The organism is Mycobacterium simiae, assembly GCF_010727605.1.
GTDB classification, from domain to species: Bacteria; Actinomycetota; Actinomycetes; order Mycobacteriales; family Mycobacteriaceae; genus Mycobacterium; species Mycobacterium simiae.
On sequence record NZ_AP022568.1, the window covers coordinates 5,595,683 to 5,614,419 of the forward strand.

General features: G+C 65.5%; 18 protein-coding genes and 1 pseudogene. 14 read left to right on the forward strand and 5 right to left on the reverse strand.

Features of this window, described 5'->3' with window-relative positions; translation table 11 throughout:
• Positions 1-127 precede the first annotated feature (127 nt).
• Together G6N33_RS26035 and G6N33_RS26040 are read right to left on the reverse strand one after the other, a co-directional pair.
• Complete coding sequence (locus G6N33_RS26035) at positions 128-415, reverse strand: ANTAR domain-containing protein (protein WP_044505806.1); 288 nt, start codon at positions 413-415, stop codon at positions 128-130.
• 163 nt (positions 416-578) lie between these two features.
• Positions 579-1,724 (reverse strand): annotated as a pseudogene (locus tag G6N33_RS26040) (CaiB/BaiF CoA transferase family protein).
• A 265-nt stretch (positions 1,725-1,989) separates the two neighbouring features.
• Between G6N33_RS26040 and G6N33_RS26045 the strand changes: the two are divergent.
• From G6N33_RS26045 to G6N33_RS26080, 7 genes are all read left to right on the forward strand, one after another.
• Positions 1,990-2,865, forward strand: a complete 876-nt coding sequence (locus G6N33_RS26045) for a mycofactocin-coupled SDR family oxidoreductase (RefSeq protein WP_044505805.1) — start codon at positions 1,990-1,992, stop codon at positions 2,863-2,865.
• A gap of 91 nt (positions 2,866-2,956) precedes the next feature.
• Positions 2,957-3,931 carry a transketolase C-terminal domain-containing protein gene (locus G6N33_RS27630; RefSeq protein ID WP_081662289.1) on the forward strand — a complete coding sequence of 325 codons (975 nt, stop codon included), beginning with the start codon at positions 2,957-2,959 and terminating at the stop codon, positions 3,929-3,931.
• Complete coding sequence (locus G6N33_RS26060) at positions 3,871-4,116, forward strand: lipoyl domain-containing protein (RefSeq protein ID WP_044505803.1); 246 nt, start codon at positions 3,871-3,873, stop codon at positions 4,114-4,116. Before G6N33_RS27630 ends, G6N33_RS26060 begins: the two co-directional genes overlap by 61 nt.
• 5 nt (positions 4,117-4,121) lie before the next feature.
• Entirely contained in the window at positions 4,122-4,994 is an 873-nt protein-coding gene (locus G6N33_RS26065) for an enoyl-CoA hydratase/isomerase family protein (RefSeq protein WP_044505802.1), read from the forward strand.
• A gap of 9 nt (positions 4,995-5,003) precedes the next feature.
• The gene (locus G6N33_RS26070) at positions 5,004-6,554 is read left to right on the forward strand and encodes an acyl-CoA synthetase (RefSeq protein ID WP_044505800.1); all 1,551 of its coding nucleotides are present in this window, start codon (positions 5,004-5,006) and stop codon (positions 6,552-6,554) included.
• A gap of 25 nt (positions 6,555-6,579) precedes the next feature.
• Complete coding sequence (locus G6N33_RS26075; RefSeq protein ID WP_044505799.1) at positions 6,580-7,965, forward strand: aromatic ring-hydroxylating oxygenase subunit alpha; 1,386 nt, start codon at positions 6,580-6,582, stop codon at positions 7,963-7,965.
• On the forward strand, positions 7,962-9,662 hold the full coding sequence (locus G6N33_RS26080) for an FAD-binding protein (protein ID WP_044505797.1): 1,701 nt from the start codon (positions 7,962-7,964) through the stop codon (positions 9,660-9,662). Before G6N33_RS26075 ends, G6N33_RS26080 begins: the two co-directional genes overlap by 4 nt.
• Here G6N33_RS26080 and G6N33_RS26085 read toward each other — a convergent pair.
• Positions 9,659-10,507 carry an enoyl-CoA hydratase-related protein gene (locus tag G6N33_RS26085; RefSeq protein WP_044505796.1) on the reverse strand — a complete coding sequence of 283 codons (849 nt, stop codon included), beginning with the start codon at positions 10,505-10,507 and terminating at the stop codon, positions 9,659-9,661. The genes G6N33_RS26080 and G6N33_RS26085 overlap by 4 nt on opposite strands.
• A gap of 168 nt (positions 10,508-10,675) precedes the next feature.
• Here G6N33_RS26085 and G6N33_RS26090 point away from each other — a divergent pair, with 168 nt between their 5' ends.
• From G6N33_RS26090 to G6N33_RS26105, 4 genes are all read left to right on the forward strand, one after another.
• Positions 10,676-11,536, forward strand: a complete 861-nt coding sequence (locus tag G6N33_RS26090; RefSeq protein ID WP_044505795.1) for an SH3-like domain-containing protein — start codon at positions 10,676-10,678, stop codon at positions 11,534-11,536.
• Complete coding sequence (gene scnC, locus G6N33_RS26095; RefSeq protein ID WP_044505794.1) at positions 11,533-12,243, forward strand: thiocyanate hydrolase subunit gamma; 711 nt, start codon at positions 11,533-11,535, stop codon at positions 12,241-12,243. The genes G6N33_RS26090 and scnC overlap by 4 nt, the downstream gene beginning before the upstream one ends.
• 89 nt (positions 12,244-12,332) lie before the next feature.
• Positions 12,333-12,614, forward strand: coding sequence for a thiocyanate hydrolase (locus G6N33_RS26100; RefSeq protein WP_231382641.1), 282 nt, complete (start codon positions 12,333-12,335; stop codon positions 12,612-12,614).
• A gap of 255 nt (positions 12,615-12,869) precedes the next feature.
• Complete coding sequence (locus G6N33_RS26105) at positions 12,870-14,231, forward strand: DEAD/DEAH box helicase (protein ID WP_044511746.1); 1,362 nt, start codon at positions 12,870-12,872, stop codon at positions 14,229-14,231.
• A gap of 14 nt (positions 14,232-14,245) precedes the next feature.
• Here G6N33_RS26105 and G6N33_RS26110 read toward each other — a convergent pair whose 3' ends face one another.
• Positions 14,246-14,791, reverse strand: a complete 546-nt coding sequence (locus G6N33_RS26110) for a class I SAM-dependent methyltransferase (protein WP_044505792.1) — start codon at positions 14,789-14,791, stop codon at positions 14,246-14,248.
• Between the two features lie 202 nt (positions 14,792-14,993).
• On the opposite strand from G6N33_RS26110, the gene G6N33_RS26115 reads away from it, so the two are divergent.
• Positions 14,994-15,593 (forward strand): TetR/AcrR family transcriptional regulator, encoded by a 600-nt coding sequence (locus G6N33_RS26115; protein WP_044511744.1) that lies wholly within the window; start codon positions 14,994-14,996, stop codon positions 15,591-15,593.
• 59 nt (positions 15,594-15,652) lie between these two features.
• On the opposite strand, the gene G6N33_RS26120 is transcribed toward G6N33_RS26115, so the two are convergent.
• Positions 15,653-17,419 (reverse strand): N-acyl-D-amino-acid deacylase family protein, encoded by a 1,767-nt coding sequence (locus G6N33_RS26120; protein ID WP_044505791.1) that lies wholly within the window; start codon positions 17,417-17,419, stop codon positions 15,653-15,655.
• A gap of 163 nt (positions 17,420-17,582) precedes the next feature.
• Between G6N33_RS26120 and G6N33_RS26125 the strand changes: the two genes are divergently transcribed.
• A complete protein-coding gene (locus G6N33_RS26125) occupies positions 17,583-18,248 on the forward strand; it encodes a TetR/AcrR family transcriptional regulator (RefSeq protein WP_044505789.1) in 666 nt (221 codons plus the stop codon).
• 80 nt (positions 18,249-18,328) lie between these two features.
• On the forward strand, positions 18,329-18,733 hold the full coding sequence (locus tag G6N33_RS26130) for a hypothetical protein (RefSeq protein WP_081662288.1): 405 nt from the start codon (positions 18,329-18,331) through the stop codon (positions 18,731-18,733).
• The last annotated feature ends 4 nt before the right edge of the window (positions 18,734-18,737 follow it).

The window sequence follows — 18,737 nt, forward strand, 5'->3', positions numbered from 1 at the left end:
GGCCAGTGCAACTCGAGCGGAAAAATGTCGAGCTCGAAAGCGCTTTTCTCGGTGGAATCTTCAGGTAGGTTGGCACGGCCGCGGTACCCCCCAGGGACCCCGGCCGCGCCAAGTTCGTGATCACGTGTCAACAGCTCAGCGCTGTTGTGCCGGTGAACAGTTGGCCCCACTCGCGCCGCGCGGCTGATTGCGCCTCGCTGAAACTGGACGTCTTCTCCCCGTCACCGGCGAGATGCACGAGCGCCCATGCGATCGCGAACACCGGAACCCGGTGCCGCACGGCCGCGTTGTGCAGTTCGTCGAGCGCGGTGTCCGAACGGCACCGGCGCAGCCCGATGATGATGCCGCGTGCGGTGTCGAGAATGCGGCTGGAGTTCGGCCCGCCAGAAGTCTGTGCGGGCACCCAGTTCGCCATGCTTTGCCTACCTCCTGTTGCGCCGCTACAGAACTCGCGACCACGATTTACCGGGCCGGACCAAAGGCGCACTGTGCCATGATTTGTGGATTGACGAGGTTATGCCAGAGCACCGTGCACATCGATACCCGCCTGTGACCGTGTCGATATCGGACTCGCAATGTCACAGAATGGCGTTGCGCTCTTTCGTTCGAGTGATCTCGTCCCAGTCCACGCCGAGTTCGAGCAGTATCTCCTCGGTGTGTTGACCGTGTTCGGGCGCCCGCGCGGGAAGGGGCGGCGTCTCGTTGAATTGCACCGGCGCGGCAACGATTCGGTATTGTTCGCCGTGGTCGTCGACTTTGTCACGACGTAGCCGTTCGGTTCCACCTGTGGGTCATTGAGCGTCTCCCGCGGTGTCGCGAGTACGCGCCAGACGCCCGGTTCGCGACGAGTTCGGTTGCCACCGCCGCGTTGGCAATGAGGTTGGCGAACGGGAAGAATCTCTCGTCGTTGGCCAACTCCGGCAGGCCGATCCGTTCGCAGAAGCCGGCCCAGAACTTGTCCGGCTGCAGAAAGACAAGTTGAATCCACCTGTCGTCCTTGGTCTGGTATCGATTGACCAGCGGGTTGATCGCCGATCCCGGGGTGCCCCCGGAATGCCGTCGCTGTCAAAGAAATCCGCTGCGGAGATCGACGGCGCGATCGACCACATCGCCTGGGCCAGCAACGACGAGTCGACGATGGTGGCCTCGCCGGAGCGTTCCCGGTGGAACAGCGCCGCGCACACACCGCCGGCCAACGTCGCACCGCCCTGCAGATCCCCGAATCCAGGCCCTTGGACCGCTGGGGTCGCCCAGCCGAACGGTGTGAGGGTGTAGGCGACACCGCCGCGCGCCAGGTATGTCGCGGCGTCAAACCCGCCGCGGTCTCGATCCGGACCGCGCACGCCCATACCGGTGCCGCGGGCGATGATCACGCTCGGATTGAAGGCGCGGATGTCCTCGACAGTCAGCCGGACGCGTCGCAGTGCGCCGAGCAACCAGTCCGTCAAAAACACGTCGGCCGTGGCTATCAGCCGGCCGAAGAACTCGAGGCCGGCCTCGGACTTGAGGTCGATCGCGACGCGGCGCTTGCCGCGATTGCCCAACTCGAGGAGGAAGTCGGCGTCGGGCCGGGCCGCTTCGCGGGTGAAGCCGCCGATGACCAGGGCGCGCCCTGGGTCGCCGGACGTAACGCCCTCCACTTTGATCACGTCGAGGCCCCAGTCCGCCAGTGCGGCTCCAGCCGAGGGCACGTATGTCCACGACGCCAATTCGACCACCCGCACCACATGCAGAACCCCACGCTGCTCGCCCGCCCCTCCGCCTGTCCTTGCTATTTTAGATATTCTAGTTACTCTAAGAGATATCGATAGCTCGGCTACAGCCACGCGATGGTGCTCGTGGAAGAGATGCGATGGAGCCGCTCGTTGGTCAGAACCTTCCTATTGATGCGGTTGACGCGGTGGATGCCGTGTGCACCTGCGACTTTGGGCATTCGGTCCGGCTCGCCCCAGCGGGCCCGGCGGTAGACCCCGGGACGAAGGACACGCGATGGACGGGGTGACGGGCCGGTTGGCCAACAAGGTGGCCGTCATCAGTGGTGCGGCACGGGGCCAGGGGCGGTCACACGCCCGATTGCTCGCCGCCGAAGGTGCCGACATCATCGCGGTGGACCTGTGCCGAGATATTGAGACGAACGAATATCCATTGGCCCGACCGGAAGATCTCGACGAAACGGCGCGACTGGTGGAGAAGGAAGGCCGGCGCGTCATCAGCGCGATCGCCGATGTTCGCGACCGGGCGGCGCTTTGCACAGCCATCGACGACGGCGTCGCCGCGCTGGGGCACCTCGACATCGTCGTCGCCAATGCGGGCATCTGCCCGCTCACCGCGGGGCTGCCGCCCAGGGCGTTCGCCGACGCCGTGGACGTCGATTTGATCGGTGTGCTCAATCTGGTCCACGCCAGTCTCAAACATCTGCAGGCCGGCGCATCGATCATCGTTATCGGATCCAACGCGGCATTCATGTCGTCGATGAACACCACCGGTATCGACGGCGGTCCCGGCGGAGCCGGCTATGCCTTCGCGAAACTCGCTGCGGCCCACTATGTCAACGACTTCGCGCGGGCGCTGGCCCCGTTCTCCATTCGCATGAACGCGGTGCACCCGACCAACGTCAACACCGACATGTTGCACAGCCCCCCGATGTATCGGGCGTTCCGTCCGGACCTCAAGGAGCCGACCCGCGCGGATGCCGAGCCGATCTTCCCGCTCGTGCAAGCGATGCCCATTCCGTACGTCGAACCGGAGGACATCAGCGAGGCGGTGCTGTTTCTCGCCTCCGATGCCGCGCGCTATATCACCGGTCAGCAGCTCCGGGTGGACGGCGGTGGCTTCCTCAAGGTCAAGGCCTGGGCCGGCGCATGACGGCGGTGCCACCGATCAGACTGCAGCACAACGGAACCCCGTGGTGACCGACGCCCCTACCCCAGACATCCAGCGACGTCTCTACGAGTTGATGGTGCTGATGAAGACGGCCGACGATCGGCTGTCGGGCGGCATCGGCACCGGCGAATTCCTATGCGTGTATTGGCCCTCCCGAGGGCAGGAGGCGATCGCCGCAGCGACGGGTATCGCGCTGCGACCCGACGATCAACTGGTGACCACCTATCGCGGACTGCACGATCTAATCGGCAAGGGTGTCCCGCTCGAAGAGATCTACGGCGAGATGATGGGTCGCACGGTTGGCGCCAGCCGCGGCAAGGGCGGCACCAAGCACATCGCCAAACCCCAACTTGGCGTGATGTTTTCGACCGGCATCGTCGGCGCTGGGCCGCCGGTGGCGGTCGGGCTGGCGCTGGCCGCCAAGCGCAAGCAGCTCGATCGCGTCACCGTGGTCAGCTTCGGCGACGGCGCCACCAACACCGGCTCCTTTCACGAAGCGGCCAACATGGCCGCCCTGTGGGATCTGCCGATGGCCTGTCCACGAAATTCGGCGATCTTCGACGAAGATCCGTGCCTGTTCGTCGAGACCATCCGGTTACAAAGCAGAAAAGGACCCGTGCCCGTCAACCCCGGATTCAGCATCCCGTTGGGACTGGCCGACCTCAAGCGGCCGGGCACCGACGTCACGCTGATCGGCTACGGCCGCAGCGTGCACGACGCTCTGGCGGCGGCGGACACACTGGCCGAACAGGGCGTCAGCGCCGAGGTCGTCGATCTGAGGACTTTGGTACCGCTCGACGTCGAAGCCGTCATCGAGTCCGTCCGGCGTACCCGCAGGGCCGTCATCGTGCACGACGCGGTGCAATTCGCGGGCCCCGGAGCCGAAGTCGCCGCCATACTGAGCGCCGAATTGTTCGGCGAGCTCGCGGCACCGAGTCGAAGCAGCCCTGCACACCTGGGACGGGGTCCGCGCGAGACCGAATCGGCATGGCTGACTTCATCATTCGTATTCCTCGGGTGTCGGTGGCCGTCGCCGAGGCCGAGTTGACCGGGCTGCTGGTGGACACCGGCGAGCACGTCGAGGCCGGGACACCGATCTACGTCATCGCCACCGAGAAGGTGGAGCAGGAGATCGCGGCGGGCGCATCCGGCACCGTGCGGTGGACGGGCCAGGTCGGGACGAACTACGACATCGGTGCCGAAATCGGCGTCATCACCACGAAGAAAGGGTAAGCCCCATGGATCTCAACGAGACCCGCGAGCGAATCATCTACGAAAAGCAGGGGCCGATCGCCCGCGTCACGTTGAACTGGCCGGAGAAGGCGAACGCACAGGACCAGAAGCTGGCCGAGGAAGTTGATGCCGCATTACTGGACGCCGACCGCGACTACGACATCAAAGTGCTGATCATGAAGGCCAACGGCAAGGGCTTCTGCTCCGGACATGCGATCGGCAACAACGCCGTGGACTATCCGGCGTTCGTCGAGGGCGCCAAGGCCATGGGCACACCGTGGAAGCCGCAGACCGACCTGTTCGTCAAGCCGATCCTCAACCTCTGGGAGTTCTCCAAGCCCACGATCGCCCAGGTGCATGGATACTGCGTGGGTGGGGGCACCCATTACGGATTGACCACCGACATCGTCATCGCCGCCGAAGACGCCTACTTCTCTTACCCACCGCTGCAGGGCTTCGGAATGCCGTCCGGCGAATGTTCAATCGAGCCTTGGGTTTTCATGAACTGGCGGCGCGCCGCCTACTATCTGTACCTCGCCGAAGTGATCGACGCCAAGAAAGCCTTGGACGTCGGTCTGGTCAACGAGGTCGTTCCGCGCGATCAGCTCGACGACCGCGTCGAGGCGATCGCCCGCCACATCGCGCAGGCGCCGATGACCACCCTGTTGGCGACCAAGGCCAATCTCAAGCGGGCGTGGGAGCTGATGGGGATGCGGGTGCACTGGCAGAGCTCCAACGATCTGGTCGCGCTGGCCTCGATCAGCAAGGATGTGCAGGAGCTGATCCAGACGGTGTTCAAGGACAAGGTGCTGCCATCCGAGCAGGCCCGCCGCCAAGCCGCCGCGGCCGCCCAGACCGACGGTGCCGTAGCGACTTAAGGCCGGCTGGTGAACATCGCCGACCACGCGATCGCCGCCGCGGCATCGCCGGCGCTGATCATCGACGGCGACACGACGTCGTTCGGCGATCTGTATGCTCGCAGCCAGCGGGTCGCCGCCATGTTGCACGATGCCGGGCTGCGACGTGGCGACGGCGTGGCTCTGGTGTTGCCGAATCGGCTCGAGTTTCTCGAAATCACCTGGGGTTGCCAGCTTTCCGGGCTGTACTACACCGCGGTCAACACCCACTTCACGCCCGACGAGGTCGCCTACGTGATCGGGGATTCCGACGCCAAGGCGGTGTTCGTGGACGGCACCGCGGCGGCCATGATCGCCGTGGCCGACCACGTGCGCGCACCCGACACGGTGGTGAACGTCCACATCGTTGTCGGAGCCGCCGAGGCCACGCCGGCGGGGTGGTGCCGATACGAGGATGCGATCGCGGCGGCGGGCGCGGCTCCGCCCTTGGCCGATGGGTCCGAGATGCTCTACTCGTCGGGCACCACCGGGCGGCCCAAGGCGGTCCGCCGGCCGCTGCCCGCGGACGGCAACGGCTCCTGGGCGCAGGCCATGCTGGAAATGGCGCTCACCCACCGCTACGGAATGAACCCGTCGAGCGTGTACCTGTCCCCCGCGCCGCTGTATCACGCGGCCGGAGTGAACTACACGATGGCCGTCAACCGGGTGGGTGCCGCGTCGGTGCTGATGCGCAAATTCGACGCCGAGACCGTGCTGCAACTCATCGAAAGCCACCGGGTCACCCACGCCCAGTTCGTCCCGACGATGTTCGTTCGGATGCTCAAACTGCCCGAGGCGGTGCGGAGCAGCTACGACATGTCCAGCCTGCGCTGTGTGCTGCACGCGGCCGCGCCCTGCCCCGTCGACGTCAAGCACCAAATGATGACCTGGTTCGGGCCGATCATTCACGAATACTATGGCGGCACAGAAGGGTTCGCGGGAACCGTGATCGGTCCCGAAGAGTGGCTCGCCCACCCCGGTTCGGTGGGCAGACCGACGTCCCCGGTGCATGTGGTCGGCCACGACGGACAGGAGCTTCCCATCGGGGCGGCTGGAGAGCTTTACTTCGAGGGTGGCCCCGCCTTCGAGTACTTCAAGGATCCGGTGAAGACAGCGTCGGTGTACCACGACCGCGGCTGGCGATCCCTGGGCGACATGGGCTACCTCGACGAGGACGGGTACCTGTACCTGACCGATCGATCGACGTTCACGATCATCTCCGGCGGGGTGAACATCTATCCGCAGGAGGCAGAAAACCTGCTCGTCATGCACCCCAAACTGGTCGACGCCGCGGTCTTCGGCGTCCCGAACGACGAGTTCGGCGAGGAGGTCAAGGCGGTGGTGCAACCGGCGGCCGGAGTGGCGACGGGACCGGACCTCGAAGCCGAACTCATCGCGTATTGCCGGAATCACTTGGCCGGCTACAAATGTCCCCGCACAGTCGATTTCGATCCGGAATTGCCTCGCGATCCCAATGGCAAGCTGTACAAACGTCGGATCCGCGACCGCTACTGGCGCGGGCGCGAATCACGAATCGTGTGATCACAAGCGATCGCAAGGGGTGAAGATGGCGGTAGAGACCGGCGGGGTGCGCACCTCGCACACGGTAGAGGCGAACTGGACGGCGTTGCCGGTACCTTGGGCGGTCCAGACCGCTGATCGGATTCCCAAGCAGCGCTACTACGATCCCGAGTTCTACGCCCTGGAGGCGGAGAAGTTGTGGCCCCGGGTATGGCAGATGGCCTGCCGGCTCGAGGAAATACCCAGGGCGGGCGACTACGTCGAGTACCAGATCCTCGACGAATCGATCGTCGTGGTGCGCGTCGATACCAGCACGGTGCGGGCCTATCACAACGCATGCCGCCATCGCGGCGTAAAGCTGGTGGAGGGCAACGGAAATCGTCGCACCTTCGTCTGCCCCTTTCACGGCTGGTGCTGGGGCCTGGACGGGCGCAACACGTTTGTATTACGTCCCGAGGCCTTTACCGCGGACAACATGCACCCCGATGACCTGGAGCTGGTTTCGGTCCGATGCGAACTGTGGGGTGGATGCGCGTGGATCAACCTCGACGACGGCGCCCCCGGGCTGCGAGACTGCATGGAGCCCTTCGCGTCGATCTACGACGCATGGCGGGTCGAAACGCTGCGTACCGAATGGTGGCAGGCATGCCGGCTTCCGGTCAACTGGAAACTGGCCACCGCGGCGTTCATGGAGGGCTACCACGTCCCGCAGACGCACCCGCAACTGCTGCCGTCGGCACAAAACGAGACCGACTGGGCGGCAGTGCATCCGGTCGTCCAAACCAGCCTGTACTTCATGCGCACTCTTGGCGCGGGCATGGGCGGCATGACCCACGAGAACGACATCCGGATCGCCGAGGGACTGCAGACCATCGAGCTGCCAGCGGATCCGACCGAGGCGCTGGCCGCCTGGCGCACCGCCCTCAACGACGCCGTCGTCACCTGGCACCGCGCCCGGGGCAGCGTCGTGCCCGATCTCAATGATTTGGCCCGGCGCGGGATCACCGATGCGATCGGGTTCTGCTTCCCGCACCATTTCATCCTTCCCACCTACAGCAGCGCGTCGTCGTACCGGATTCGCCCGTTGGGGCCCGAGGAAACGTTGTTCGAGATCTGGTCGCTCACCCGTTTTCCGTCGGACCGTTCCCCGGGCAAACCGACCCCGCCGGAACCAATGGCGCCCGACGACCCGCGCTGGCCGCCGATCCCCGCTCAAGACTTCTCCAACCTGCCGCGTCAGCAAAAGGGGTTGCACTCCAAAGGGTTTGCGTACATGCGGCTGTCAGACCGGATTGAGGGGCTGATCTCGAACTTCGAGCGGGTCATCGACGGCTTTCTGGCCGGTCTGCCCTACGACACACTGATTCCCGCGATCCAGAAAACCAACACGACCATTGACGTGCCGATCGCCGACTTGGGATTCGGCTCATGACTGCCGCCTGGGATCGGTCGGTGGATCTACTCATCGCGGGCAGCGGCGGCGGCGGCATGGTGGCCGGTCTGGCCGCGCTGGACTGCGGGATCGAGCCGCTGATCGTCGAAAAGCAGGCGCTTGTCGGTGGATCAACCGGGCTTTCCGGCGGCATCGTGTGGCTGCCCAACAACCCATTGATGCGCGCGGACGGCATCGCCGATACGCATGAGGACGGCTTGGCGTACCTGGCCGACGTCGTCGGCGACATCGGGCCCGCCTCCTCACCGCAGCGGCGTGAGATGTTCCTGACCGGGGGCTACGAGATGCTGAACTTTCTGCTCCGCAAGGGCGTTCGGCTGATCCGCTGCGTTGGCTGGAGCGACTACTACCCAAACCATAAGGGCGGCAACGAGTCCGGTCGAGCGGTCGAGGGTATCCCGTTCGACGCCGCCGAGCTGGGCAGCTGGCGCGACAGGGTGCAGCCGCCGCTGGCCCAAAACTATGGCTACGTGGTACTGACCAACGAGCTGCGCTCGGTGCAGTACTTCAACCGGTCACCGCGCGCGTTCGCGGTGGCGACAAGGGTGTTCCTGCGCACCGCGGCGGCCCGCGCGCGCCGCCGCCACGTCCTGACGAACGGCGCGTCGCTGATTGCCCAAATGCTCAAGGTGATGATCAAGCTCGGCGGACCTGCACCGCCGCTGTGGACCAACACGGCGCTGGAAGCCCTCATCGTCGAGGACGGTCGCGTGGCCGGTGCGCGTGTCAACCGGGACGGGGCGACGCTCAACATCGAGGCGCGCAAGGGCGTCTTGCTGGCCGCCGGCGGTTTCGGTCACAACACACAGATGCGCCGCCGGTACAGCGGCGACCAACCCAACGACGGCCGCTGGTCGATCGCCAACGCCGGCGACACCGGCGAAGTGCTCGAGGCGGCGATGCGGCTGGGCGCCAAGACGGACCTCCTCGACGAAGCATGGTGGCTGCCATCGGTTTTCATCGCCAGCGGTGGTGCCGTGGCCGCCTCGCTGGGGTCGGGCAGACAACGGCCAGGGGCCATCTATGTCGACTCCACCGGACGCCGGTTTTGCAACGAGTCGAACTCTTACGTCGAGGTCGGCAAGGCGATGTACGCCAACAAGGCGGTGCCGTGCTGGATGATCTTCGACGCCGGATACGTGCGCCGCTACGTCACCAGTGCCAATCCGCTGAAGCGCAACGAGCACCTGCCGTCCGAACTGATCGACAGCGGCGCGGTCAAACGGGGTGACACCATCGCCGAGCTTGCCCGACACATCGAGCTGCCGGCCGACGAGCTGATGCGCACCATCGCGCGGTTCAATCGTTTCGCCGCCAAGGGCCTCGATCCCGACTTCGGGCGTGGCCAGTCGGCGTACAACGATTGTCTGGGCGACCCCGGGCATCGGCCGAACGCCGCCATCGGGCCGCTGGACCGTGCGCCCTATTACGCCACCCGGGTTCTGCCGGCCGACGTCGGGACCTGCGGCGGTCTCATCACGAACGAGTACGCCCAGGTGCTAGACGAGCACGACCACGTCATTGCCGGCCTGTACGCGACCGGTAATACCACCGCGACCGTGATGGGGCGCACGTATCCGGGCGCCGGCGCGAGCATTGCCAGCTCGATGGTGTTCGGCTACGTCGCGGCGCGGCATGCGGCCGGGCGACGAATCGCCGGCGAGATGGGCCGCTAGTCACTTGAGGGCGGTGAGTGGTCGCGGTCGACGAACTCGCGCGGTTTCATCCCCGACTGCATCAGTTCGGCTCGTCGCGCCTGGACGTCGGAGGCAGCGCCGACGAGGTTGGTCAGGATATGGCTGACCTGAAGATGCACGCGCATACCCATCAGCTCCCAGGCGCGTTTGACGTTGTTCTTCACCGCCATCAGCGTGGTCAACGGGATCTGGGCGATCCTGCGCGCCATGTCCTCGACGGTGTCCTCGAGATCGTCGCGCGCCACCACCCGGTTGAGCAGTCCCCAATCGAGGGCCTCCCGGGCGGTCAGCGTCGGTGCCAGCAGCAACCAATCCATGGTGCGGTGCCAATTCATCAGCAACCACGGCTCGATCATCGTGTGCCCGCCGGGTTCGCCGAGGCTTTGCGCCAGGGGCATCTGGAAGTAGGCATCCTCGGAGGCGACGCAGAAATCGGTCAGCAAGCCGAGGTAAATTCCGCCGCCCATGCAGTAACCGTGGATCTGCGAGATGGTTGGCTTGGGAAACTCCCATAGGTACAGCGTCGGCCACAGGAACAAATCTGCGGTGCCTTTGTACAGATCCTCAAACGTGTTTCCGAAGGCGGGGTAAGGGTTTTCGTCGGGACCCCAGCGGGCCACATGGCCGCCGCAGAAGCCGTTGCCGTTGGCCTTGAGGATGACGACCTTGATCTCCCTGTCCCGGTCCGCCTCGTGCAGGCAATCGTCGACTTCAGTAACGAGCACGGCATCCTTGGTATTGGCCTTATCGACCCGATTCAGAATGATCCGCGCAATCGGCGGATCGCGCTCGTAAATGATCGCTTCCAAGACGCGACGCTGCATTTGCGTGACATTACCGGAAGGCAAGGTGCGTGAAACCCCAAAAGCGCCGCGAACTTTGCGGCGAAAACGTCGCCACGACTTGCGCGATCCGAGCGGTAGTAGTGAGCTGTATCTGATAACACGCGGGGCGGCCATCCCTGCGCACGCATCGACGAATGGCGGCATCTTATGGCGACTCCCCTGGACCGGGCAAACCAGCTCGAGTTGGTGGCCAGGCTCAAGTCCGCCTACCCGGAATTGCCCGACGCGCCCACCCCCGACCTCATCGATCACGATCGTTTCGCCGCCTACGTCAAGACTCCACACGATGTCGGTGGCGAGCCGGACGCGCCCATCGAGTACCAGAACAAGCAGTACGAGATCTGGGAAGAGAACACCTACGTCCTCTGCGAGGTCCTCGGCATGCGCGGAATCTGGTTGTCCGAGGAACGACGCCGAATGGGCAACGTCGACCTCGGCCGCACGATCTATCTTGGGCTGCCTTACTACGCGCGCTGGTTACTCGCGGTGGTCCGCGTCCTCGTCGAAAAACACCACATCGGGCTGAGCGAGCTTGCCGAACGGATGGCCGAGGTCAAGGCCCGCTATGAGGACGGTATCCAGGGAAAGCCGTTGGCGGCCAAGCCCAGATTCGAGGGCGACCCATCCGCGGTGCGGCGCAATCGACATCACCTGCACGCGGCAGGAAAAGGCGATCCGCAGGTGTTCGCCGGGCAAGCCGGCACCCCCAGATTCAAGGCCGGCGACAGGGTGACGGTGCGCGAGCTGCCCGTCCTGCTCTACACCCGCACCCAGGAATACGTGCGGGGCGCAACGGGGGAGATCGCGAAAGTCTCCTACGAAAGTCCAGCCGCCGAAGACGAAACGTGGGACGGCCCCAACCAAAAGCCGGAGTGGTTCTACATCGTCCGCTTCAACCTCGCCGAGCTCTGGCACGGCTACACCGGTCCCGGCACTGACACGCTGCAGACCGAGCTTCCCGAGCGATGGCTGCAACCCGCTGTCTGCTCCGAAGGGACCTCGGCATGACTGAGCACGACCATGACCATGACCATGACCGTACGGCCGCGCCAATGGTCGATGAAATCACCGATTTCGAAGTTCTCGAGATCGCATTGCGTGAATTGTGCATCGAGAAAGGCATTTTCACTGCGGAGGACCACCGACGCCTGACCGAATTCGCCGAGCACATCGGCCCGACGCCGGCCGCGCGGCTGGTGGCCCGAGCCTGGCTCGACCCCGCGTACAAGGAACTGGTCGTATCCGACCCGATGGCGGCCAGCAAGGAAGTCGGCGTCGACTGGCTGGCACCGACGGGATTCGGAACCCCGAGCGATTTCACCGCGTTTCACGTGCTCGAGGACACCCCGAACCTGCACCACGTGATCGTGTGCACGCTGTGTTCGTGCTATCCGCGTCCGATTTTGGGCAATTCGCCGGAGTGGTACCGCACGCCGAACTTCCGGCGTCGCATCGTGCGGTGGCCGCGTCAGGTCCTCGCCGAATTCGGCCTCTATCTGCCCGAGGATGTCGAAATTCGGGTCGAGGACTCCAACCAGAAGCACCGCTTCATGGTGCTGCCCGTGCGCCCCACCGGGACCGACGGCTGGACTGAAGACCAACTGGTCGAAATCATCACGCGCGATTGCCTGATCGGCGTTGCACTGCCGAAGCCCGGCGTGATGACGAACGCCATCACCGCAACCCGGCCGGCCAACCACCCGATCCCGGACTGACGGTCGAGGGCGCACGAGTGAGCACTTCGGAATGGTCCGCTATCGCATCACTGACCAAAATTGTCGAGCGCAACCAGGTCTGGAACCGGATGGCGGCGAAATACGGGGTGCACAACCCCGTGCCCCCGTGGCAAACGAGCCTGGACGGGATCTGCGACGCAATCGATCAAAGCGACTGCGGCGCTGAGGTTCTCAGCCTCGTCGACCGCCGCGACGAAGAAGACACCCTGTCCGCAACCGTCTATGCGGACCTGCCATATCCGGAGAACCGCTTGATGGCGCTGGCGCACTCGCTGGTGGTGCGCGGCATCATCGACGAGGACGAGCTAGCCCAGCGATTGGCGGCGGTCCGGGCCAGGCTGGAAGCCTGAGGGAGGGCGTTTCGCCGTCCGGTTCCCGGTGGGCTAGAGTAGTGGCAACGTTGGCGTCACTCCGTTGCATGCCAACACCGTCGTGAAATGCTTTCTCTTCCCGGTGCCGGCCCGAAGGTCGCGCAGGACACCGAATCCAGCTTGTCTCGCGGCGATCGATTTTGCCGACCGGCAATCTCGCCACCCAAGTGCCCAGGGCCGCGCGACGTCGACGTCCGCCGCCCCGCGCCACAGATGCCGGAAAGGCACCGAAAATTGACTACCGACAAGAGCTTTGCCGACCTCGGCGTGCCCACACCAATAGTCGACGCGCTCATCTCGCGCGGCATCACCCGACCGTTTCCGATTCAGGTGCACACCCTGCCCGACACGCTCGCCGGTAGGGACGTGCTGGGCCGCGGGAAAACCGGCAGCGGTAAGACGCTCGCCTTCTCCATTCCCCTGGTCAGCCGGCTCTCCGCACGGGGCAGGCGCCCGTTGCGGCCCACGGGCCTGGTGCTCGCGCCTACCCGCGAGCTGGCCAGCCAGATCACCGCGACGCTCGAGCCGCTGGCGGCCGCCGGTGGCCTGCGCGTGACGACCATCTTCGGCGGCGTCTCCCAGGGCCGCCAAGTCACCGCGCTCAACGCTGGAGTCGACATCGTAGTCGCCTGTCCGGGGCGGCTCGAGGACCTGATGAAGCAGCGCCTGATCAGCCTCGATGCGATTCAGATCACGGTAATCGATGAGGCAGACCATATGGCGGATCTCGGCTTCCTGCCCGGCGTCACCCGGATCCTGACTGCAACCCCCAAGGGCGGTCAGCGGCTGCTGTTTTCGGCGACGCTGGACAACGGCGTCGACCAACTGGTCAAACGATTCCTGCGCAATGAGGTGCTGCACTCGGTCGAGGGTGCCGACTCGCCGGTCGCGGAAATGACCCATCACGTGTTCCACGTTGCCGACGTCGAGGCCAAGAGGGCGGTCGTGCACCGGCTTGCTTCCGGGAGTGGACGCCGAATCCTGTTCCTGCGCACCAAGCATCAGGCGCGCAAGCTCGCGCGACAGCTCACCGAATCGGGTGTTCCCTCGGTTGACTTGCACGGCAACCTGTCTCAGGCCGCGCGGGAACGCAACCTTGCGCGCTTCGCCTCGGGCAGTGCCCGGGTGCTAGTGGCAACGGATATCGCTGCGCGCGGGGTGCATGTCGACGAGGTCGAACTGGTCGTGCACATCGACCCGCCGAGCGAGCACAAGTCTTATTTGCACCGATCCGGACGCACGGCACGGGCGGGAAGCGCCGGTGATGTCGTCACCGTGGTCCTGCCCGAGCAGCGCCGAGACACCGAGGCCATGATGCGCAAGGCCGGCATCAAAGTCGCACCTCAGCAGGTGACCGCCGCCTCGGAAGTGGTGGAAGCGCTCGTCGGCGAGATCGCGCCGTACCAGACCCCCGCACCCGTGCGCTCGCCGCAGCCGCAGCGAGCGACCACAAGCGCCACGCGCCGTCGGCGGAGCAAACCCCGGGCACCGAAATCAACGGGCGCCCCTACCGAATCTGCCGCGACACACCGCAGCGCGACGCCAGCCAGACGGGCCGAACACCGGCGTCGTGTGGTCCGCGCGCAAGGCGGGTGATCTCGGGGCGCGCGTCACGCTCGGCCCAGCAGCCACGCCTGTCCGTCGCCTTCACCGGCCGCGATAACGGTCAACGCCGCGAAAGCCTCGGCCAACTCCCCGGCGGCCGCCCGAAACGGCCCGGGTGCGGCGTTCACGGCGCTGAGCGTCGCGATCGCCAATAACCCGCCCGGCGCCAGGCGGTCGACGATCACCGGGTCCAGGCGGCGATCGCGGAACCTGTGGCAGACGATGACGTCGACCACTGGGCCGTCCGGCAGTCCGCTGTCGAGGTCCACGACGTCGAACCGGCAGCGATCCTCGACGCCGCTGTCGCGGGCCAGGTCTCGCGCTTGACCGATCGCCACCGCGGAGATGTCGAACCCGGCCACCTGCAGTCCGCGCCGGGCCAGCCAGACGCTCGTGATGCCCTGGCCGCAGGCGATGTCGAGGGCCCGCCCCACCGTCGGAAAGACGTCCGCATAGGCGGCGAACACGCTGGGCGGACCGACCCCGCCGCGCGTCGCCGGTCCCCGCGCGGCATACCGCTCGTCCCAACGGCGCTGGTCTTCTCGGGTCACAGCGTCACCATACGACCGGCGCACTTGATACCAGGGATTCTGGACAGTTGTCTGTATTTGACCTCGACGCTGCGGGCAGGATTCCCGGTGTGAGGCGGCCGGCAAGATGGCCATTGGCGTTGTCACTGCGGCGTTGAGCGGTTTTGAGCGCGCGACGACGGTGTCGCTGCGCTACGACCGAGCCTTTCCTTACACTGGACGAGTGTCTAGAGAAGCGGCCGCTCCCGCCCAGACGGTCACCGGCGCCGGCGGTACTCGCCGGTCGGACCGCCGGCCAGGACAAACCATCCGCAAGGTGCTGGACGCCGGGCTCGCGGAGTTGCGGGAATCCTCGTTCGCGAACCTGACGATGCGCGCCGTGGCGGCTCGGGCGGGGGTGTCTCCGGCCAGCGCGTATACGTACTTCCCGTCGAAGAGCGCGCTGGTGGCCGCGGTCTATCTCCGCTTTTTGCGCGAATTGCCATGGCACACCGACGTCAATGACACCACTAAGACGCGGGTGAGCTCGACGCTGCGCGACATGGCGGTGGCCGTGGCCGACGAGCCCGAATTGAGCGCCGCATGCGGGACCGCCTTGATGGCCGACGATCCCGCCGTTGCACCGATCCGCGAACAGATCGGGGACGAAGTCTCCAAGCGCATCGCGGCGGCGTTGGGACCGGGATGGCCGCGCGCCGTGAAATCCACCCTGCAGATGACGTTCGCCGGCGCCCTGATGACGGCGCGATTTGTCAGCTACGAGGAAATCGCCGGGCAGCTGGACGAGGCCGTTAACCTCATCCTGGGGGCTTCGGTCGCCTAATTACTATGCGTTTCAAGGCGACTGACCGCGGAAGCCCGCCCGCCACCATGCGATCCGGGTTATCCCGTCGGTGTGAGCGCCCCGATCCGCTGCCCCGCGCGCAGGAACTGGCCGAACCGCTGCTTGCCCAAGTTGGGCGCTGCCTGCCCGGCACCGAACACGAGTTGCCCTGACACCAGCACACTGCGGACCGTCTCGTCGTTACGGTTGACCATGCGGGACAGCCCGCCGTAGGACTCGACCGGGTGCTCGGCGTAGGCGTCGAGGGAGTCGTCGAGCTTCTCCGGGTCGATCACGACGATATCGGCGCGGTCGCCTTCGCGCAGGGTGCCGGCATCGATGTCGTACCAGCCGCCCAGCTCGCCGGTCAACCGGTGCACCGCACGTTCGATCGACAGGAAGGGTGTGCCGTGTCGTTCGGCGTCGCGCGCGTGCCGCAGCAGCCGCAGGCCGGAGTTGTAGAACGCCATGTTGCGCAGGTGTGCGCCCGCGTCGGAGAAACCCATTTGCACGTGCGGGCTCTGCGCCAACTTCTTGAGCAACTCGGGGCGGTGATTGGAGATCGTGGTGCGCCAGCGCAGCGCTTCGCCGTGCTCGAGCACCAGATCCAGGAATGCGTCGACGGGATGGAGGCCACCGCGATCCAGACCGACTTGCCCGAACGACTTGCCGACGACCGATTCGTCGGGGCAGGCCACGATCTCGGCATCGAAGAAGTCGCGGTGCCACACCCGCGGCCCGTATTTCTGGTCGTAGTCCTTACGGAACTGGCGGCGGTATTCTTCATCGCGCATCAGCTCGTTGCGCTCAATCTCATCCTGCAGGTGCAGCGCCGCCGCACCGGAACCGAACTCTTCGAAGATCACCAACGAAATCCCGTCGGCGTACACCTCGAACGGCACCGGCAGATGCTGCCACCGGAAGTCGCCACCGAGGGCATTGACGACCCGCGCCAGCGCCTCCATGAGGTAGATAACCGGCGGTAAGGACTTGACGTCGGCCGCCGATAACAGGCTCGTCTTGAGCCGACGCCGCCCGATCCCCAGCGACGCGGCGAGCTGCGAGACGACGCAGAACGGGTTCTTGATGTCGGGTCCCGACTGCAGAATCTTGTTGCGTCGCCGCAGGATAGCGTTCAGCCGCCGTAGCTCGCGTGCGGTGGCGTAGGTCGACGGCAGCGTACGCGACCGGCAGACCTCGCCGTCGAGTTTGTCAAACAGTAGCTGTTGCGACGACAGGCCGACGAATCCCTCATCGAGGGCCTCTTCGAGCATCGATTCCATCCGGGCCAGTTCCGCCCCAGACGGGCGAATCTCCTTGCGGGTGGCCCGATCCAGGCCCATGGTCGCGGCCCGCATGTCCGAGTGGCCGATGAATGCCGCGATGTTGGGCCCCAGGTTCAGCTGCTCCAGTGCGGCGACGTATTCCTTGGGATTGGTCCAGCAGCGCGCTTCGTCCAGGTGCTCGATGACGTAGCGGCGGGGAATCGCCTCTACCCGGCCGAAGATGTCGCCTGCGTCGACGTTATCCAGATACACCGTGGACAGCGAACACGAGCCCAGCAGTACCGTCGTCACGCCGTGCCGCAATGACTCGGAAAGCGCTGGCTCACAAAGCGTTTCAACATCGTAATGGGTGTGGATATCGATAATTCCGGGGATCACCCACTGTCCGGTGGCGTCGATGACGTCGGCGCCGGTCGAATCGAGTGGTTCGGCGCTGATGGTCGCGACCCGGCCGTCGCGCACGCCGATGTTTCGCACAGCCGACCCAGCGCCGGTCCCGTCAAACCAGCGTCCATTCACGATCACGGTGTCGTAGGGCATGTTCGGCCTCCTGGATGCGCTGTGATCATACATACATCCAATAATGTCTTGTCAGTATCTTGTTAGCGAGGGGGAGTTGGCGCGCGCCAGCAACGATCGACCAGCTGCGACGATATGATTTAGCGGTGCAGACGACCGACGACGCTCCCGCCGTTCGCTGAGCATGCGCAGCCACGGCTGGGCGGGAAACACGCCCGCCTCCGACGAGGAGGCGATCGCGCGGATCCTGGATGCGGCAGACAAGATCATCGAGGAACGCGGCTCGTCCATGCGCATCGCCGACGTGGCCCGGGCGTTGGGGGTGACCCGACAAACGGTCTATCGGTACTTTCCGGGAACGCAAGCGCTGTTGGTCGCGAGCGCGATGCGGTCGGCCGACGGCTTCCTTGACCATCTTGCGGCCCACCTCAAAGGCATCACCGATCCCGTTTTGGCGGTGACGGAATCGTTCGCGTTCGCCGTCGAGCAGTTGGCCGCCGACAATCAACTCGAGGTGGTGCTCAACCGGCGCAACCGGGATGGTCAGGCCGTCTCCATCGTGTCGGACACCGCGCTGGCATTTGGGCGATCGATGCTGCACCGCTTCGACATCGACTGGGAGCAGCACGGTTTCGACGACGCCGGCCTGGACGAACTGAACGAATTCACCCTCCGGCTGCTGCACTCGTTCTTGGCCGATCCCGGCCGGCCGGCGCGCAGCGGTGCGGACCTCCGGCGGTACCTGATTCGGTGGATCGGACCCGCGATCGCCTATCCGCGCATCGCCCAGGCATTGGACCCGCTGCGAGCCCCCGAGCCGCGAGCGCGGCGGCGCTCGGCGGCATCCTGATTGCGGGCTCTGGTCAAGGAGGCGACGTGGTCGGACTGGGACAGCTCGCGCTGGACAGTGCACCGGTTTTTGGCGGTGCCATGCTGGCGATCGCGGCCGTGCAGTTCCGTGGCCCCGACTACCGGAAGCTGATCCAACAGGACATGGATTTGCTGGAGCGCCTCCCGACGGAGGCCACTGCGCGACGGGAGGCGCTGCGCCGCTCAATCGATGCCCGCATCGACGATCTGATCGACGCCGCGGATCGGAGCCGGGCCTGGCGCCGGGCCGCGCTGTCCTATCAGGGCAACTGGCGCGACGTGGTGGTCGCATTATGCGCAGTGCTGTTCACGATCGTCTGGTGGAACGTCGACCACGGCCGAACCAATTGGCTGCCGATGTTCATCCTGTTGATCATGCTGTGCCTCGTGGCGGCCGCCTACGCGTTTCGCGGTGCGTTGCGTGCGGCCAGTGCATTTGTCCAGCGGCGACACCGGGCCCGGTGACCGC

Bases quoted from the DNA above. Each gene is read 5' to 3' on its own strand.
- G6N33_RS26035 (WP_044505806.1), bottom strand. From the start codon at position 415: ATGGCGAACTGGGTGCCCGCACAGACTTCTGGCGGGCCGAACTCCAGC.
- G6N33_RS26045 (WP_044505805.1), top strand. From the start codon at position 1,990: ATGGACGGGGTGACGGGCCGGTTGGCCAACAAGGTGGCCGTCATCAGT.
- G6N33_RS27630 (WP_081662289.1), top strand. From the start codon at position 2,957: ATGGTGCTGATGAAGACGGCCGACGATCGGCTGTCGGGCGGCATCGGC.
- G6N33_RS26060 (WP_044505803.1), top strand. From the start codon at position 3,871: ATGGCTGACTTCATCATTCGTATTCCTCGGGTGTCGGTGGCCGTCGCC.
- G6N33_RS26065 (WP_044505802.1), top strand. From the start codon at position 4,122: ATGGATCTCAACGAGACCCGCGAGCGAATCATCTACGAAAAGCAGGGG.
- G6N33_RS26075 (WP_044505799.1), top strand. From the start codon at position 6,580: ATGGCGGTAGAGACCGGCGGGGTGCGCACCTCGCACACGGTAGAGGCG.
- G6N33_RS26080 (WP_044505797.1), top strand. From the start codon at position 7,962: ATGACTGCCGCCTGGGATCGGTCGGTGGATCTACTCATCGCGGGCAGC.
- G6N33_RS26085 (WP_044505796.1), bottom strand. From the start codon at position 10,507: ATGCAGCGTCGCGTCTTGGAAGCGATCATTTACGAGCGCGATCCGCCG.
- G6N33_RS26090 (WP_044505795.1), top strand. From the start codon at position 10,676: ATGGCGACTCCCCTGGACCGGGCAAACCAGCTCGAGTTGGTGGCCAGG.
- scnC (WP_044505794.1), top strand. From the start codon at position 11,533: ATGACTGAGCACGACCATGACCATGACCATGACCGTACGGCCGCGCCA.
- G6N33_RS26100 (WP_231382641.1), top strand. From the start codon at position 12,333: ATGGCGGCGAAATACGGGGTGCACAACCCCGTGCCCCCGTGGCAAACG.
- G6N33_RS26120 (WP_044505791.1), bottom strand. From the start codon at position 17,419: ATGCCCTACGACACCGTGATCGTGAATGGACGCTGGTTTGACGGGACC.
- G6N33_RS26125 (WP_044505789.1), top strand. From the start codon at position 17,583: ATGCGCAGCCACGGCTGGGCGGGAAACACGCCCGCCTCCGACGAGGAG.
- G6N33_RS26130 (WP_081662288.1), top strand. From the start codon at position 18,329: ATGCTGGCGATCGCGGCCGTGCAGTTCCGTGGCCCCGACTACCGGAAG.